This window comes from Streptomyces sp. R41, from assembly GCF_041053055.1.
Lineage (GTDB): Bacteria > Actinomycetota > Actinomycetes > Streptomycetales > Streptomycetaceae > Streptomyces.
Genome location: NZ_CP163443.1, coordinates 1,294,154 through 1,309,564, shown reverse-complemented (window position 1 = coordinate 1,309,564; position 15,411 = coordinate 1,294,154). Strand labels below are relative to the sequence as shown.

Genomic DNA, 15,411 nt, shown 5'->3' with positions numbered 1-15,411 from the left:
CGTCGTCTGCCACGGGGTCAGGTAGGTCGGTGCCGGATCAGCGAGTCCGGCAGGGATCCGCCATCCCCATCGCGCAGCGCCAGGACCGCTCTCGGCACCAACAGTGCGAACACCGCGTCGGCGAAGCCGTCGGCCAAGATCACTGAGCGGACGGCGTCCACCGGCGCGACCACCGCGTCGGCCGAGCCGTCGGCCACGGACACCCCGCGATCGGCTTCCGCCGGCGCACCGTTGGCGGGACGAATACGGCCCGACGTCACCTACGAAGGAGTCGCCACCTTCTACCAGGTTGCTGTGAATTCGTGAGGCGTTTGAACACTGCCGAGCTGGTTTCCGTATGGGGCGGGGGATTTCCATGCCAGTCGGCCACGAGGCGCAGGAGTACTTCCTTGAGACGCAGCACGCGCAGACGCCCTACGGGCGCACGGCGCGCGACCTTTGCAGCGGTCGCGCTGATGTTGGGCGGCGGAGGGCTGGTGGCGGTGAACGTCTACGCCTCCGCGACCGAAAGCGGCTCGGGCGGCGAGTCGGTCCAGCAGCCGAACCCGAGCGGAAGCGACCAGCTTCCTGCGTCGGCAACGGCCACGATCGACTGTCCCGACGTCGGCCAGAAACTGACCAACGTGCCCAGCGCGGCGAAGTCGCAGGTGGACGCGGAGCTGGCGACGCTCGACAAGCAGATCACCGAGGCGTACACCCGGCTGGCCGCGACGCGGCAGGCGCAGGCGAATGACGCGGACTACGTCCAGAACACGATTCTCGGGCCGCTCAAGGACAAGCGGACCGACGTCATTGGCCGGATCAAGGCCGATTACCAGCAGGTGGGCGGCACCGCCCCGGGCGCGATCGACGGCCTTGCGACGTGCACCGCAGTGACGGCCGACCCGGCGCGGAACGCCTCCGGTGGCCCGAGTGACAACGGCCAACAGAGCGGCGGTCAACAGAACAACGGCCAACAGAACAACGGCGGTCAGGCCGCCGGCGGTCCCGTCGCCTCGGATTTCGTCGACATCACGAAGGTCGCGCCGAACGTCCCGGCGAAGCCGGGCAAGACCCGCGACGCCTCGACGGGTACGTTCACCACGCTGTGCGGTGAGAACGCGAACGGGAACCACAACACCGACAACGTGATCGTGGCGCCCGGCGTGGCCAACGGCGCACACCACCTGCACGACTACGTCGGCAACCAGAAGGTCAACGCGTTCTCCAGCAACGACACGTTCCTCCAGGGCGGGACCAGCTGTCAGAACAAGGACGACCTGTCGGCCTACTACTGGCCGGTGGTCCGTGTCCAGGACGGTACGCAGGACTTCGACCAGAACGCCGACGGCGGCGGAAAGGAAGGCAACGTCGGCAAGATCCTGGTGGCCGAGCAGGCGCAGATCGAGTACGTCGGCAGCCCGACCGGCAAGGTCGTCGCGATGCCGCAGTTCCTGCGCATCATCACCGGTGACGCGAAGGCCTTCACCAACGGCCCGGGCAACGCCAACGCGCATTGGAGCTGCACCGGCTTCGAGAACAAGGTGCAGCTGACGGACAAGTACCCGATCTGCCCGCAGGGCAGCGATGTGGTCCGGACCTTCGCCTTCCAGAGCTGCTGGGACGGCCAGAACATCGACAGCGCCAACCACCGCACGCACGTCGCGTTCGCCGACGCGGGCGGCAACTGCACGGGCGGCTTCAAGGCGATCCCGCAACTGACGATGCGTCTGGTGTACAGCGTGCCGCAGCCGGTCATCCAGGACGGCCAGGTGAAGAACGCCTACGCGGTCGACGGCTTCCCCGAGCAGCTGCACAAGCCGATCACCGACCACGACGACTTCATCAGCGTCATGACCGGGAACCTGATGAACCAGGTGGTGGACTGCATCAACTCCGGTCGTGACTGCGGCGCCGGCGCCGGTGAGCAGCCGCAGGACACGCCGTCACCATCTCCTGACGCCTCGTCCGGCGGCAGCGCCGGGGCCGACCCCGGTAACTCCGATACCGACCCTGGTAACTCGGGTGGCGAGCAGTCGTCACAGCCCCCCACCACGTCGCCGGGCACGGCACCTTCGGGCAGCGGCAGCGGCAGCGGCAGCGGCAGTAGCAGTGGCGGCGACGACGACCACAACGGTGCGACTCCCAAGGTTTCGGCCACTCCCAAGGTCTCTGCCACGCCGAAGACCTACGCGTCGCCCTCCGCCGCCGGGACCGATGCGGCCGTTCAGCCGCAGACCGGCTCGGACGACGAGCACAGCACCGCGGCGGCAGTCGGCACTCAAACGCCGCCCGCGGGCGGGGACGCTCCCGCAGCCGGGTCGCAGACGGAGCCTCAGGCGGTCACGGGCGGGCTGGCCGAGACCGGCACGACCCTTTGGCCGGCCGCGGCCGGAACGGTTCTCATGATCGCGGGCCTGCTGTTCCTGCTCCGTACCAGGCGACGTTTCTGACGCAGCCGCGGCTCGGCGCCGTATCTCGCCCGGTGGGCGGCGTGTTACGGACGCGTCGGCTCCGTCGCTCCACCGATGTGAAGCAGGCCGGCTGACTTCGGCGACCGGAGCCCGCCCCGTCGACGGGGCGGGCTCGAGGTCTTTGCGCGCGCCGATGCGTTTCTTGGGCAGGACACGGTACGGAAGTCCGCTTCCGTACACGTTCGCCCTCTCGGATGTCGGTGCACGGTTCGCAGGCTCTACCTGCCCCGCACGGAACCGCGCACAGCCTGAGGAGAACCCCATGACCCGACGTCAACTCCGCCCTGCTCACACCGTCATGACCGCTGCCGGTGCACTCGCCGCGGTCGGCGCACTCACCGCGACGGCCGCAGCGCCCGCTTCGGCGCATGTCCCCATGCAGGCACACCCGGTGGCCCGGCACGTCCTGCTGCTGTCCGTCGACGGCATGCACCAGTCCGACCTGGCCTGGTACATCGCCCGCCACCCCCACTCGGCGCTCGCCGGGCTCACCGCCGGCGGTGTCGAGTACACCCACGCGAGAACCACGGTCCCCTCCGACTCGTTCCCCGGCATGGTCGGCCAGCTCACCGGCGGCAACCCGAGCACCACGGGCGTCTACTACGACGACACGTACAACTCCGCCCTCCTCCCGGCCGGCACGACCACCTGCGCCGGTGCCAAGCCCGGGGCAGAGGTCGACCTCACCGAGGACCTCGACGAGAACAAGGACTCCCTCGACGCGGGCCAGGGTCTGAGCGGCCTGCCCGGCAGCATCCCCAAGATGACCGGCGACCCCGCAAGCCTCATCGACTCGTCGAAGCTGCCCGTCGACCCGAAGACCTGCACGCCGGTCTACCCGCACTCGTACCTGAAGGTGAACACGGTCTTCAACGTGGTCCGCAAGGCAGGGCTGCGGACCGCGTGGTCCGACAAGCACGCCGCGTACGACATCCTCAACGGCCCTTCCGGCGACGGCATCCAGGACCTGTTCGCCCCCGAGATCAACAGCGCCGCGGTCGGTTACCCGGCGGGCGACGACTGGACGAAGGACAACGCGGCGACCGAGCAGTACGACGGCTACAAGGTGCGGGCCGTCCTCAACGAGATCGACGGCTACGACCACGGCGGCACCCACCAGGTCGGAACCCCGGCCGTCTTCGGCATGAACTTCCAGTCCGTCTCGACCGCCCAGAAGCTGCCGACCTCCGACGGGCTGGCGGGCGGTTACCAGGCGAAGGGCGTGCCCGGCCCGCTGCTGGCCAAGAACCTCGCCTTCGTCGACCAGCAGGTCGGTGTGTTCCTCGCCGAACTCCACAAGCGGAACCTCGACGACAGCACCACGGTCATCCTGTCCTCCAAGCACGGGCAGTCGCCCACCGACCCGAAGGCGCTGACCCGCATCGACGACGGTCCCCTGCTCGACGGCCTCAACTCCGCCTGGAAGACGGCTCACCCGGGCTCCGGTGACCTGGTCGCACACGCCGTGGACGACGACGCCATGCTCGTCTGGCTCACCGACCGCTCCAAGGCCGCCACCGACTTCGCCAAGGCGTACCTGCTCGCGCAGACCGGCACCGGCAACGGCGTCGGCGGTGAGGCCAAGTCCTTCACGGCGAGCGGCCTGAAGACCCTGTACGCCGGTGCGGGCGCGGCCCGTTACTTCCACGTCCGGCAGGGCGACCCCCGTGTGCCCGACCTGGTCGGCATCACCCAGTACGGCGTCGTCTACACCGGCGGCAAGGGCAAGATCGCCGAGCACGGCGGTGCCCACGCCGACGACCTCGACGTCCCGCTCGTCGTCTCCGGCGCCGCCACCCCGCACGGCGTGCGCGTCGGCGGAGCGGTGCGTACCACGCAGATCGCTCCGACGATCCTGCGGCTGCTCGGTCTCGACCCGCAGGCCCTGGACGCCGTACGCATCGAGCAGACCCGGACGCTTCCGGCGCGCTGACCACGGCGGCAGGCACGCTGAGCGACGAGCAGGCGGGCCGCCCCGAGGCCGATGCCGGCCCCGGGGCGGTGCACCGGGTTCTCCGTACCTCCGGGCCGGTCAGGAAGCCATCGGCCACCTTCCCGGTTCGGTGCCCGCCAGGTCAGCCCGCTGTCACGTCGACGTAGTCACCCGAGGCGTTGGCCGCCCCCGTCGTGCTGGTCCCGGCGAAGCTCCAGCGCCAGTAGCCGTCCACGGAGGCGGTCGCGGTGGCCGTGACAGCGCCGCCGACACCGCTGGTCACCGTCTTTACGGTGCTGTAGGTGGTGGTGCCGGCTTTGCGGAACTGCAGCTTCACCGACTGGCCGGTGTAGCCGCCGTAGGTGCCGTTGTTCCAGTTGGCGCGGGTCAGAGCACCCTTGATGGTGATGGTCTTGCCCGCGGCCACCGGCTCGGGGGAGGCATCGGCGGTCAGCTTGGCGGCACGCTTCATCAGGAAGGTTCCCGCGCTGTCCTTCTGGACGAAGTCGAAGTCATTGGCGTCGACGGAGGTCCAGACGTGCCAGGTACCGGCGTTGGAGTTGATGAGGGTCGCATTGGGGTCGATGGTGATGCTGGCGGTGCAGGTGGAGGCGGTGACGCTTCCGGGGACAGGGGCGCAGGTCAGCGGAGTGTCGGAACCGGGCCCGGCGAAGCCGTCGGGGTTGTCGAACGGGCCGTGGTAGAGCCATCCGTAGGCGTCTTTGATCCCCGAGTTGTCATCGGCGGTGATGCTGAGCGTGATCGTCTTCGTCGCGGTGGCGCCGACCACCACCGACTTGCCGTTGTTGACGACGACCTGGATGACCTGGGTGTCCCCTTGGCCGGCATCGGCGTCGGCCGTCGTAACGGCGAGGGCGGACAGGGCCAGAGCGCCCGACAGGACGACAGCGGCAGAACGTATGAACATATGTCCCCGTAGAGAAGAGTTGTCCGCCCGAAAACAGGGCAGGAGTCGAAACTGATCGAATAGTAGTGATCCGACCGTTCTCTCAACTGCCGTTTCCCTCACTTGGCAGGTACTTGTCCCGTGAAGCCGATCGGGAAGCCGGTGGTCGACAGGGATGGAGCCTCGCGGACCGGGGGCGTCTCACGCGCCGGGTGCCGCATGGCGCTGCGAGCGCAGCGTCTCCAGGAGGCGTAGCCAGATCTCGCTGGCTGTGGGATAGCTGGGCACGACGTGCCACAGGGTGGCCAGAGGGATGCGTCCCACGATCGCGGTGGTCGCCGAGTGCACGAGTTCGGCGATGCCGGCGCCGACGAACGTCGCCCCCACCACCAGATCGCCCGCACGGTCGATCACGAGTTTGGCCCGGCCGCGGTAGTCGGAGCGCATGACGTAGGTTCCGGCGAGCGCGCCGAGGTCGTACTCGACGACCTCGACATCGATCCCCGCCTCCCGCGCCTGCTGCTCGGTTGCGCCCGCGCTGCCGACCTCGGGGGTGGTGAAGACGACTTGGGGCAACCCGATGTGTCCCGCAGCGGCGGACGGCAGGTCGGCCGATCCGTCGGCTCGTGCCGCGATGACCTCTCCGGCGATACGTGCCTGGTATTTGCCCATGTGGGTGAGGAGCGCGCGGCCGCACACGTCGCCGATGGCGTACAGCCAGCTGCCTGTCGCTCCCCGCACACACTGGTGGTCGTCGACGTCGATATACCCACCGGGGGACAGGCCGACAGTTTCCAAGCCGATGTCGTCGGTGTTCGGGGTGCGCCCGGTGGCCACGACGACCTCGTCGGCCACGATGACCGTGCCGTCGTCGAGGGTCACACTCACCTCGCCGCCGTGTACGCGGCCTTGGCCGGTGTCACGAGCGTCGGACCGCTGCACGTGGGACAGGCTGCGTCCCGTGCACAGCCGCACACCTACGTCCTTCAGCTCCTCGCCGACGAGCGTCCCCGCGAACGGTTCGTACCGGGCCAGCAGCCGCTCGCCGCGATGGACGATCGTCACCTCGGCTCCCAGCCCGTTCAGCCAGGTGGCGGCCTCGCAGGCGACTACTCCGCCGCCCAGGACGACCACCCGACGTGGCACTTCACCCATCGTGGTCACATCACGTGAGGTCCACGCGAGCGCGTCGCGCAATCCCGGGACATCCGGTACGGCCGGCGAGGAACCGGTGTCGATGACCACGGCATGCCTGGCCGTCAGCGTCCTGGTCGAACCGTTTGGCAGGCTCACCACGACCGTGCGTTCACCGGCCAGCCGCCCGTAGCCGCGCACCACGTCGATCCCGGTGTTCAGAGCCCATGTCACCTGGGAGGTGTCGTCCAGCCCGTTGATCACACTGTCGCGCCGGGCGAGTACCCCGGCGGGGTCCAGCCGCGTCGACACTCCTGACAGATGGGCGGCCGCGTCCACCACCTCCACTGGCCGGAGCAACGCCTTGCTGGGCATGCATGCCCAGTACGAGCACTCGCCGCCGAGCAGACTGTTCTCCACGAGCACCGAGGACAGGCCGGAGAACTGGCTCGCGTACTGGGCGGCGTTCTCACCGGCGGCAGCGCCGCCGAGCACGATCACGTCCCACTCCGAGCGGTCCGGGTCCACCGCTGCGATCATGAGATCCTCCCCAATCGCCCGTCCGCCGAGACGGCGGTGGTGCGCAATGTAGTGAATGCACGTGCCGCGGGGGACGGCGACGTGCGGTGACGGGAGCGTCGGCGAATTGCGCGGCGCTGCGACCTGAAGCCAGCCTATGGGCCACGGCGCCATGTCGCTCGGCGGTGGGTGTCGGTGGCCTGCGATGCAGGGACTCCCCGCTTGGCGAATGGCGAATGGGCGTCTGCGCCGCGTGGAAGGCGGCGCAGACGCCCATTCGCCATTCGCCAAGCGGGTAAGGCCCGGCCCTCACAAGGCTTGCCGGTCCGGATACCGATCGCGGGCCGGAAGTTTGCTTGCGACCGAATGGTCGAGACGGCAGGCCGGGGATTCCGTCACCGGCCCGGCAGTCGTGTCGTGATCTCCTGGAACACCCAGCCGTTGCCGTCCGGGTCGCTGAACGAAGCGAACGAGGTGTAGCTGCGGCGTTCCGGGTCCGGGCCGGGCACCCGTCCTTCGGTCCCGGCGCGGTGGAACACTCCGTCCGCGTCGTGGAACACCTCGCTCACCTCGACGCCGCGGTCGGCGAGCTCGGCCCGGGCCGCCTCGATGTCGGAGACGACGAGGTGCAGGCCCTCAACCGATCCTGGTGCGGCCGAGGTGACCCCGGTGCCGAAGATGACCGAGGCGGGCGAGCCGGGCGGAGTCAACTGCACGACCCTGAAGCCCTCACCATTGGCGAAGTCGGCGTCGAGCCGCCATCCCAGCTTTGAGTAGAAGTCCTTGGCTCGGTCGACGTCGGTGACCGGTACCACCACGACCTCGAGTCTCATGTCCACGATTGATTGCTCCTGTCCCTGGGTGTCGAGCGGCCGCTGTCCATGGCGTCGGCTGCTGCTTCTGGCACGACAGCTATACCCGTGAAAGGCGCCGACCCACGGTCGCCGCCGACCCGGCGGAGCGGTTCGCTGTCCGGATCTCCGGTCCGGTTCATGCTCAGATCTCCTGGCATATCCAAGAGTTAATGGGCCATTAGGACACAAGCGGTGTGAAGGGGTTGTCGAGGTGCCGATCATCTTGTCATGAACCTGCGGTCCGACGGACGGATCGCAGCCTCATGGAGGTGTGGGATGCACCGCAGACTCGCCACCGGACTTGCCGCCTCAGCCCTGGCGCTCATCACCGTCACCGCCACCGCCACAGCCGCCGACGCTGTTCCCGCCGACAAACCCCAGGTCCTCTCGAGCTGGACCCAGACCAGCGCGTCGAGTTACAACCTCTGGGCCGCCGCACGCGCGAACCAGGCCGCCTGGTCCACATACGAGTTCGACTGGTCCACCGACTACTGCTCCTCCTCGCCGGACAACCCGTTCGGCTTCCCCTTCGCCGTGTCCTGCGCCCGCCACGACTTCGGCTACCGCAACTACAAGGCCGCGGGCTCCTTCAGCGCCAATAAGTCCCGCCTCGACAGCGCCTTCTACGAGGACCTCAAGCGCGTCTGCACCAACTACAGCGGCGGGACGAAGACCGCCTGCGACAGTACGGCGTGGACGTACTACCAGGCCGTCAGGGCCTTCGGCTGAGAGATCGTCAGCCGAACGGGTGAGCGGGAACGGCTGATCAGCCGCGCGCGCATCGCGGGCCGCCCCTCGAACCCCCCGCACAGCTCCTCTGCATGACGCGCCCCGACCGGGTGTGTGGGGCCTCCGCGCCGCCTGGATGGCGTCCCACACCCGGTCAGGGCTCACCGACCGGCGAACACGTGAGGCCTCTCGGCCGGGCGGACGATGCCGGACAGGTCGTGTGCGCCCACGCTGTTGCGGTCGCCCACAGAGCGGCCGAGGGCGTGGTGCGGCCACAGCCCCGCCGCCACGCGGCGAGTGCGCTCACCCCATTCGCGGGCCGGGACGCCGCTGGACTTGAAGTGGTTGAGGGCGAATCCACCGGAGTGGATCCGGAGCAGGCAGAAGCCGCCGGGGTATTCCTTGGCGGCGCCGACCTCCTGCATCGTGACGTGCGGGGCCTGCGCCAGGACCGTGCGCTTGTTGCGGTGGGTGTGGCCCGCGTGGTGGAGGAAGACGCCAGGGGCACCGGCGTAGGCGTCGAGGATGGAGCGGGCCTCGCGGCGGTCGAGGCGCTGTCCGCCGGTCACGGGGAACACGGAGTCCCGTACGGCCAGCGGATGGTGGCCGAACACCAGCGTCGGCTGGTCCTTGTGTTCCTTCAACCGGGCCCGGAACCAGGAGAGTTGCTCGGCACCCAGTCCGCCCGAGTCGGCGCCGTTGCCGTCCTTCTTGTAGGTGTCCAGCCCGATGATCCGCAGCCCGCCGAGGTCGCGGGCGAAGTAAGCGGGACCGTCGCCGCCGAGGAACTCCTCGCTGAAGGCATCCCCGCAACTGCCCGCGCGGGAACCGAAGTTGCCGTGCCCTGGCCGGTCGTGGTTTCCGCGGACGACGAAATAGTCCCGGCCATGGGCACCGAAACCGTCCAGGATCCGCTTGGCCTCGGCCAAGTCGCGCGGTGAACCCCCGGCCGAGATGTCTCCCGCGGCCAGCAGCAGGTCGGCTCCGCGCCGGCGGGCCTCGTCCACCAGGGCCCGGCTCATGACCTCCGGATACGGCGCGCGCCCAGGCTCCTGCGACACCCCGCGCATCAGGGGCACGCCTGCCATCAGGCCCGCGGTGGTCTCCCCGAGGTGCAGGTCATTGCAGAGCGCGATCGACAGCACATGCCGCCCAGGAGGAGGCGGCGGCGTGGTGAAGGAGTACGGACCTCCAATTGAGCCCAGCCCATGGTGGTTGGTCCCGACGGCGTTGCCGCGGACCAGGTGCAGCGGCGTGGGCGTCGCGGCCACGCCCCGCGAAAGGGCCCGGTAGTAGTAGGTCTGCCCCGGCTCCAGGTCCGTGAGCTCCACGTGGTGATGCGCGGTGGACCGGTCCTCCGCCGCGCTGCGGTTGAGTCGGGCGGGGTGGGTGCCGTAGACAACCTCACCCTCCGTGATCGCGGGGAGCATGTGGCCGAGGCCGTCCCCGGTGCCGGGCACTCCGGTGTACCAGGTGATGACGGCGTGGTCCTCGGCGAGGGTGACCAGTTCCAGATTGACGGCCGCGAGGGAGTCGGGGTGACCGGGGCGGTTCCGGCGCGCCGGGTCGTGCAGAGCATCGGCCGCGGCCCGCAGCAGGGCGGGAGCGAGGAGGACACCGGAGCGGAGGATTTCGCAAGGAGCGGGCAGGGACGACAGGGCGGCGAGGGGAGCGGAGAAGCAGCAGCGCATGCCTGCTGCATGCCCGCGCGCCGTGAACGGCGGCGGTGGTGTCGACGGCGCCCCCAGGTATGGAACGCGACATCTCCCTGTGTCCGCTGACGTCTTGGATGCTTCCCCGATGCCCAGCGTTCTCGTCCGCATGACGACCGGATCAGGCCGGGCACGTGCACCATTTCCCGCCGCCACCAGGTGGAGACCAGCCGCTGTGCGGAACCGGCGCAGACCGCGTCGGCACCGCCACGGGCGGGCTCTCGGCGAATGGTGTGGACGGTGCCTCGTGGGGTACTCGGGACAGACGAGGAGAACGGTGCTGACCGGCATCCCCGTGATGCGAGGGAGCTGAGGCAATGCAGTTCCGTGACCGTGAGCAGGCAGGGCGGGAGCTGGGGGAACATCTGCGCGTCCTGCAGGAAAAGGGCACCCTTCCGGATCCGGTGGTCCTCGCCCTGCCGCGTGGCGGGGTCGCGGTCGCCCGGGAGGTCGCGCGGGCGCTCGAAGCCCCGCTGGACGTGCTCGTCGTACGCAAGATCGGCGCCCCGTTCCAGGAGGAGTTCGGCATCGGCGCGATCGCGGGCGACGACCCTCCCCTCTTCGACAAGCGGTCCCTGGACCAGCTGGGGCTGACCGAGTCGGACCTCGCAGACGTGGTCGAGCGGGAACGCAACGAACTGCGCCGCCGCGAGGAGCGCTACCGGCAGGGCCGGCCGGCACCACCGCTGCGCGGCCGGACCGTGATTCTCGTCGACGACGGGCTGGCGACCGGTTCGACGGCACGCGCCGCGCTGCGTGCGGTACGCCGTCAGGCGCCAGAACGCGTGATCCTGGCCGTACCCGTCGGCTCGCCACGTGGGGCCGATCTCATGCGGGAGGAGGCCGACGACGTGGTATGCCTGTACCGGCCGAGCGCGTTCATGGCCGTCGGCGAGTGGTACCAGGACTTCGAGCAGTTGACGGACGACGATGTGCTCGAGGCGCTGCACGGCGGTCGGTGAGCGGGGGCGAAACGGCCCCGGGCGGCGGCACGCCGGGACACCGAGCGGCGTGAGCCGCAGTCACTGGTTCACGGGCCGGTTCCCGTCGCGTCTGCGCTGGTTGAGGGCGCCGCCGAGAGCGTGCCGTCGGGCTCCAGGGTGATGTGCACACCGTCGCTGATGCGGTCGAGGGTGGCGCGCAGCCAGTCGCGGTCCTCGTCCGGTGCGGGCTCCAAGCGCATGCGCCGGGCCCGCAGCGGCACCATGCGCAGGCCGGTCAGCCGTCCCGTGTCCGCCTCCACCGTGACGAGGTAGGCGATCCGGAGGTCGTCGCGGAACTCCTCGTAGCCGCAGATGCCCTCGTAGTCGTCGATGAAGTCGCCGCAGCCATGGAGGATCAGCCGGTCGCGGTACACCTCGAGGGGGCGGGGGTGGTGCGAGGAATGCCCGTGGACGATGTCGACGCCGCCGTCCACCAGCGCGTGTGCGAAGCGGATCTGCTCCCGGGGAACGCGGTAGCCCCAGTTGGACCCCCAGTGCACGGACACGACCGCGATGTCGTCCGCCCGCTTCGCCTGCCGCACGCGCCGGACCACCGCCGCGGCCGCGCCGGCCGACAGGTCGGGAACGTAGGCGACACCGGGCAGGTCGGCGCTCGCCGCCCAGCCGGGCGGGATGCCGCTGGACACCGTCCCCAGGGCGAGGACGAGCACGCGGCCACCGGTGCGGACGGGGACCGCCACGGGCGCCCACGCCTCGTCGCTGTTCCGCCCCGCGCCCGCCGTCGGCACGCCCGCGCGGGCCAGCGAGTCCAATGTCTCCTCCAGGCCCGCGCGGCCGAAGTCCAGGACGTGGTTGTTGGCCAGCACGCAGACGTCGGGCCGGATCACCGCGAGAGCGGGCAGGTTGGCCGGGTGCATGCGGTAGTGGACCGCCTTGCCGGGCGCGAACGCGTCACCGCGCGTCACGGCCGTCTCCAGATTCACGATCCGGACGTCCGGGGCGGCCGCCTCCAGCAACCGCAGCGCGTCACCCCACGGCCAGGACGGATCCACCGGGACCGGAATCGGACCGTTGACCGACTCCGCCTCGCGCACGTACGACCGGGCGTCCCGGACGTAATCCTCCCGCAGGGCGGGATCACCGGGCCGCGCCAGGATCTGATCGACACCGCGCCCGAGCATCACGTCACCGCAGACGAACAGCGTCACCGCCCCGCCGGCCATGCCTCCACTCTAGGAGCCGTCGCCGCATCGAGACGTTGCCTACCGACCACGTTCCGTCCGTCGCATCGAGGATCCGGGCGTCGGGACGGTAGGGAAGTGTCTCGTGGGGTACCCCGGACGTGGGGATGCCGGGCACGGGAGGCTGCCGTGGAACTGGTCGAGGAACGTCCCCACCGCTTCCGCATCGACCCGCAGGGGCAGATGCGGGTACCCGGGGTGGTATTCGCGTCCCGGGCGCTGCTCAGGGACGCCCAGAAATCGCTGGAGCAGGTCGTCCATGTGGCCACGCTGCCAGGCATCGTCGCCGCGTCGTACGCCATGCCGGACATCCACTGGGGCTACGGCTTCCCGATCGGCGGGGTGGCCGCGACCGACGTGGACGACGGCGGTGTCGTCTCGCCCGGAGGGGTCGGCTTCGACATCTCCTGCGGGGTACGGCTGCTCGCCGTCGACCTGGACCGGCGGGCGCTCGAGCCGGCGCTGACCGCGGTCATGGACGGACTGGACCGGGCGATCCCGCGTGGCGCGGGACCCGGCGGGGTGTGGCGGTCCATCCGTCCCGGACAGCTGGAGCGGATCCTCCGGGGCGGCTCCCGGTACGCCGTGGGGGAGGGGTACGGCGAGGAGCGCGACCTGAGGCGGTGCGAGGACGGCGGGGCGGTCGCCGACGCCGATGTGGGCCAGGTGAGCGAGCGGGCACGGGAGCGGGGCCTGGGGCAGGTGGGCAGCCTGGGGTCCGCCAATCACTTTCTCGAGGTGCAGCAGGTCGACGAGGTGTACGACGAGACGGCCGCCGCCGCGTTCGGGCTCACCGCCGGCCAGGTGTGCGTAATGATCCACTGCGGTTCGCGCGGCCTCGGCCACCAGATCTGCACCGATCACGTCCGGGCGATGGACCGCGCCATGTCCCGCTATGGGATCACCGTCCCCGACCGGCAGCTGGCCTGCACCCCGGTCGAATCGCCCGAGGGGCAGGCCTACCTGGGTGCGATGGCCGCCGCGGCCAACTACGGTCGCGCCAACCGCCAGTTGCTGTCGGACGCGGCCCGCCGGGTCTTCCGCCGCGCCGCGGGCGCCCGGCTGTCGCTGGTGTACGACGTGTCCCACAACCTCGCCAAGATGGAGACCCATCCGGTGGCCGGAGCGCCGCGCCTGCTGTGCGTCCACCGCAAGGGCGCCACCCGCGCCTTCCCGCCCGGACATCCCGACCTCCCGGAGGACCTGCGCGAGGTGGGCCAGCCGGTGCTGATCCCCGGAACCATGGGCACGGCCTCGTACGTCCTGACCGGCGTTCCCGGTGGTGACGCGTTCTTCTCCACCTGCCACGGCGCGGGCAGGGTCATGAGCCGGCACCAGGCCGCACGTGCGACCAGCGGGAAGGAGCTGCGGGCCCGTTTGGAGGCACAGGGCATCGCGGTGCGGCCCCGGTCGTTGCGCGGGCTGTCGGAGGAGACCCCGGAGGCGTACAAGGACGTCGGCGCGGTGGTGGCGGCGAGCGAGGGCGCGGGGCTGTGCCGAACGGTCGCCCGGCTGGTGCCGCTGGGCGTGGTGAAGGGTTGAGGCTTCGGGCGCGGTCGTGCGTTCCCGCCCGGTCGCGCGTGTCCGCCCGACCGCACGTCTCACACGTCGCCGGACGGAGTGCGGGACGGGGCGCCTCACACGTCGCCCGACTGAGTGCGGGCGGGATGCCTCAGACGTCGACGGTCACCGCGCACGACCAGCCGTACGGGTCGGGTCCGATACGCAGTTCGTGCCAGGAGACGGCCTTGGGCACGGCACCGATGATCTCCACGTCTGCCAGTTCGGCCAGCGCCAGTCGTACGTCGAGGCAGCCGTCGACCGTGTCCGCCTCCACGTCGACGGCCACTCTGCCGTCCACCTCGAGACGGAAGATGACCTCGTCCAGCAGTGCGGTGAGCAGGTCGTCCTCACTGACCTTCGCCAGCCGGACGTGCTCCACGGCTGTGGGCCGCGCCGCCGCGACGTCGGCGAAGCACTCCACCATCCCCAGCACCGCCTCGACCAGGCAGCGCTCACGGCTCGCTCCCCACGCTTCGATCCGCATGTCGGCCGTGTGCGGCAGCGCCCGGTGGCCGCTGCCGCCCTGGCGCCGCAGCCGGATGTCGTCGTCCGTGTCACCGACCATGCCCACCACCTCCGGCGGCCCTGAGCCGTGGTGCCTCGTGCGGACGGGTACCCCGTGACGCGCCAGGCCATACGGCGACGGGCGAGGGTGTGTTCGCTCCGCTCATGAGCGATCAGTATCCAGCGTATGGGGTACGCGGTGAGAAGGAGTGAAGGAACCGAAAACATCGGCCACAGGACCGTACGACCCAAGGAAGAAGACGACGGTCATGATCACCCAGTCGGTCGTGGTGCCCGTCGGCGGCGAGTCGCTCGCGGGCGATGTCGTGGTGCCGGCGTCGGCCCGGGCGGTGGTGCTGTTCGCGCACGGCAGCGGCAGCTCCCGGCACAGCCCCCGCAACCGGATGGTCGCCGAACACCTGCGCACTGCCGGACTCGGCACCGTGCTGATGGACCTGCTCACCGAACGCGAGGACCGTGAGGACGCCTGGACGCGGGAGCACCGCTTCGACATCCCGCTGCTGGGAAGCCGCGTGGCTGCCGTGATCGACTGGCTGGCGGCGCAGTCCGACACCAAGGGACTGCCGGTGATCCTCTTCGGCGCCAGCACCGGGGCGGCAGCGGCTCTGGTGGCCGCGGCGGAGCGGCCGGAACGCGTTCTGACCGTGGTGTCGCGGGGCGGTCGGCCGGACCTGGCGGACGATGCCCTGCCCCGCGTACAGGCCCCGGTCCTGCTCATCGTCGGCGGCCGGGACCGGGAAGTTCTGCGGCTGAACCAGGAGGCGGCCCTGCGGTTGCGGGTCTCGCACTCGCTGCGCCTGGTGCCCGGTGCCACCCACCTGTTCGAGGAGCCCGGCGCACTGGAGGAGGTCGCCGAGGCGGCCAGGGAGTGGTGCGAGGACCACCTCGAGTGAACGT

13 protein-coding genes are annotated in these 15,411 nt (G+C 70.3%); 6 read left to right on the top strand and 7 right to left on the bottom strand.

The window, feature by feature from the left end; translation table 11 throughout:
* Positions 1-17: 17 nt before the first annotated feature.
* Positions 18-260 (bottom strand): hypothetical protein, encoded by a 243-nt coding sequence (locus tag AB5J53_RS06320; protein WP_369244620.1) that lies wholly within the window; start codon positions 258-260, stop codon positions 18-20.
* A gap of 129 nt (positions 261-389) precedes the next feature.
* Between AB5J53_RS06320 and AB5J53_RS06315 the strand changes: the two genes are divergently transcribed.
* Both AB5J53_RS06315 and AB5J53_RS06310 read left to right on the top strand, forming a co-directional pair.
* The gene (locus AB5J53_RS06315; protein ID WP_369244619.1) at positions 390-2,432 is read left to right on the top strand and encodes a DUF1996 domain-containing protein; all 2,043 of its coding nucleotides are present in this window, start codon (positions 390-392) and stop codon (positions 2,430-2,432) included.
* Positions 2,433-2,715: 283 nt separating this feature from the next.
* Entirely contained in the window at positions 2,716-4,386 is a 1,671-nt protein-coding gene (locus AB5J53_RS06310) for an alkaline phosphatase family protein (RefSeq protein ID WP_369244618.1), read from the top strand.
* A gap of 142 nt (positions 4,387-4,528) precedes the next feature.
* On the opposite strand, the gene AB5J53_RS06305 is transcribed toward AB5J53_RS06310, so the two are convergent.
* The 3 genes from AB5J53_RS06305 to AB5J53_RS06295 form a co-directional block, all read right to left on the bottom strand.
* Entirely contained in the window at positions 4,529-5,314 is a 786-nt protein-coding gene (locus tag AB5J53_RS06305; RefSeq protein WP_369244617.1) for a calcium-binding protein, read from the bottom strand.
* Positions 5,315-5,494: 180 nt separating this feature from the next.
* A complete protein-coding gene (locus tag AB5J53_RS06300) occupies positions 5,495-6,967 on the bottom strand; it encodes an NAD(P)/FAD-dependent oxidoreductase (protein WP_369244616.1) in 1,473 nt (490 codons plus the stop codon).
* Positions 6,968-7,341: 374 nt separating this feature from the next.
* Positions 7,342-7,785 carry a VOC family protein gene (locus AB5J53_RS06295; RefSeq protein ID WP_369244615.1) on the bottom strand — a complete coding sequence of 148 codons (444 nt, stop codon included), beginning with the start codon at positions 7,783-7,785 and terminating at the stop codon, positions 7,342-7,344.
* A gap of 291 nt (positions 7,786-8,076) precedes the next feature.
* Here AB5J53_RS06295 and AB5J53_RS06290 point away from each other — a divergent pair, with 291 nt between their 5' ends.
* Positions 8,077-8,529, top strand: coding sequence for a phospholipase (locus AB5J53_RS06290; protein WP_369244614.1), 453 nt, complete (start codon positions 8,077-8,079; stop codon positions 8,527-8,529).
* A gap of 161 nt (positions 8,530-8,690) precedes the next feature.
* Here AB5J53_RS06290 and AB5J53_RS06285 read toward each other — a convergent pair whose 3' ends face one another.
* Positions 8,691-10,220 carry a metallophosphoesterase gene (locus AB5J53_RS06285; RefSeq protein WP_369244613.1) on the bottom strand — a complete coding sequence of 510 codons (1,530 nt, stop codon included), beginning with the start codon at positions 10,218-10,220 and terminating at the stop codon, positions 8,691-8,693.
* A 338-nt stretch (positions 10,221-10,558) separates the two neighbouring features.
* On the opposite strand from AB5J53_RS06285, the gene AB5J53_RS06280 reads away from it, so the two are divergent.
* Positions 10,559-11,203, top strand: coding sequence for a phosphoribosyltransferase (locus AB5J53_RS06280; RefSeq protein WP_369244612.1), 645 nt, complete (start codon positions 10,559-10,561; stop codon positions 11,201-11,203).
* A gap of 68 nt (positions 11,204-11,271) precedes the next feature.
* On the opposite strand, the gene AB5J53_RS06275 is transcribed toward AB5J53_RS06280, so the two are convergent.
* Positions 11,272-12,408, bottom strand: coding sequence for a CapA family protein (locus tag AB5J53_RS06275; protein WP_369244611.1), 1,137 nt, complete (start codon positions 12,406-12,408; stop codon positions 11,272-11,274).
* A 147-nt stretch (positions 12,409-12,555) separates the two neighbouring features.
* On the opposite strand from AB5J53_RS06275, the gene AB5J53_RS06270 reads away from it, so the two are divergent.
* Entirely contained in the window at positions 12,556-13,968 is a 1,413-nt protein-coding gene (locus tag AB5J53_RS06270; protein WP_369244610.1) for an RtcB family protein, read from the top strand.
* 130 nt (positions 13,969-14,098) lie between these two features.
* Here AB5J53_RS06270 and AB5J53_RS06265 read toward each other — a convergent pair whose 3' ends face one another.
* A complete protein-coding gene (locus AB5J53_RS06265) occupies positions 14,099-14,554 on the bottom strand; it encodes an archease (RefSeq protein WP_369244609.1) in 456 nt (151 codons plus the stop codon).
* Between the two features lie 208 nt (positions 14,555-14,762).
* Here AB5J53_RS06265 and AB5J53_RS06260 point away from each other — a divergent pair, with 208 nt between their 5' ends.
* On the top strand, positions 14,763-15,407 hold the full coding sequence (locus tag AB5J53_RS06260; RefSeq protein WP_369244608.1) for a dienelactone hydrolase family protein: 645 nt from the start codon (positions 14,763-14,765) through the stop codon (positions 15,405-15,407).
* Positions 15,408-15,411 lie beyond the last annotated feature (4 nt).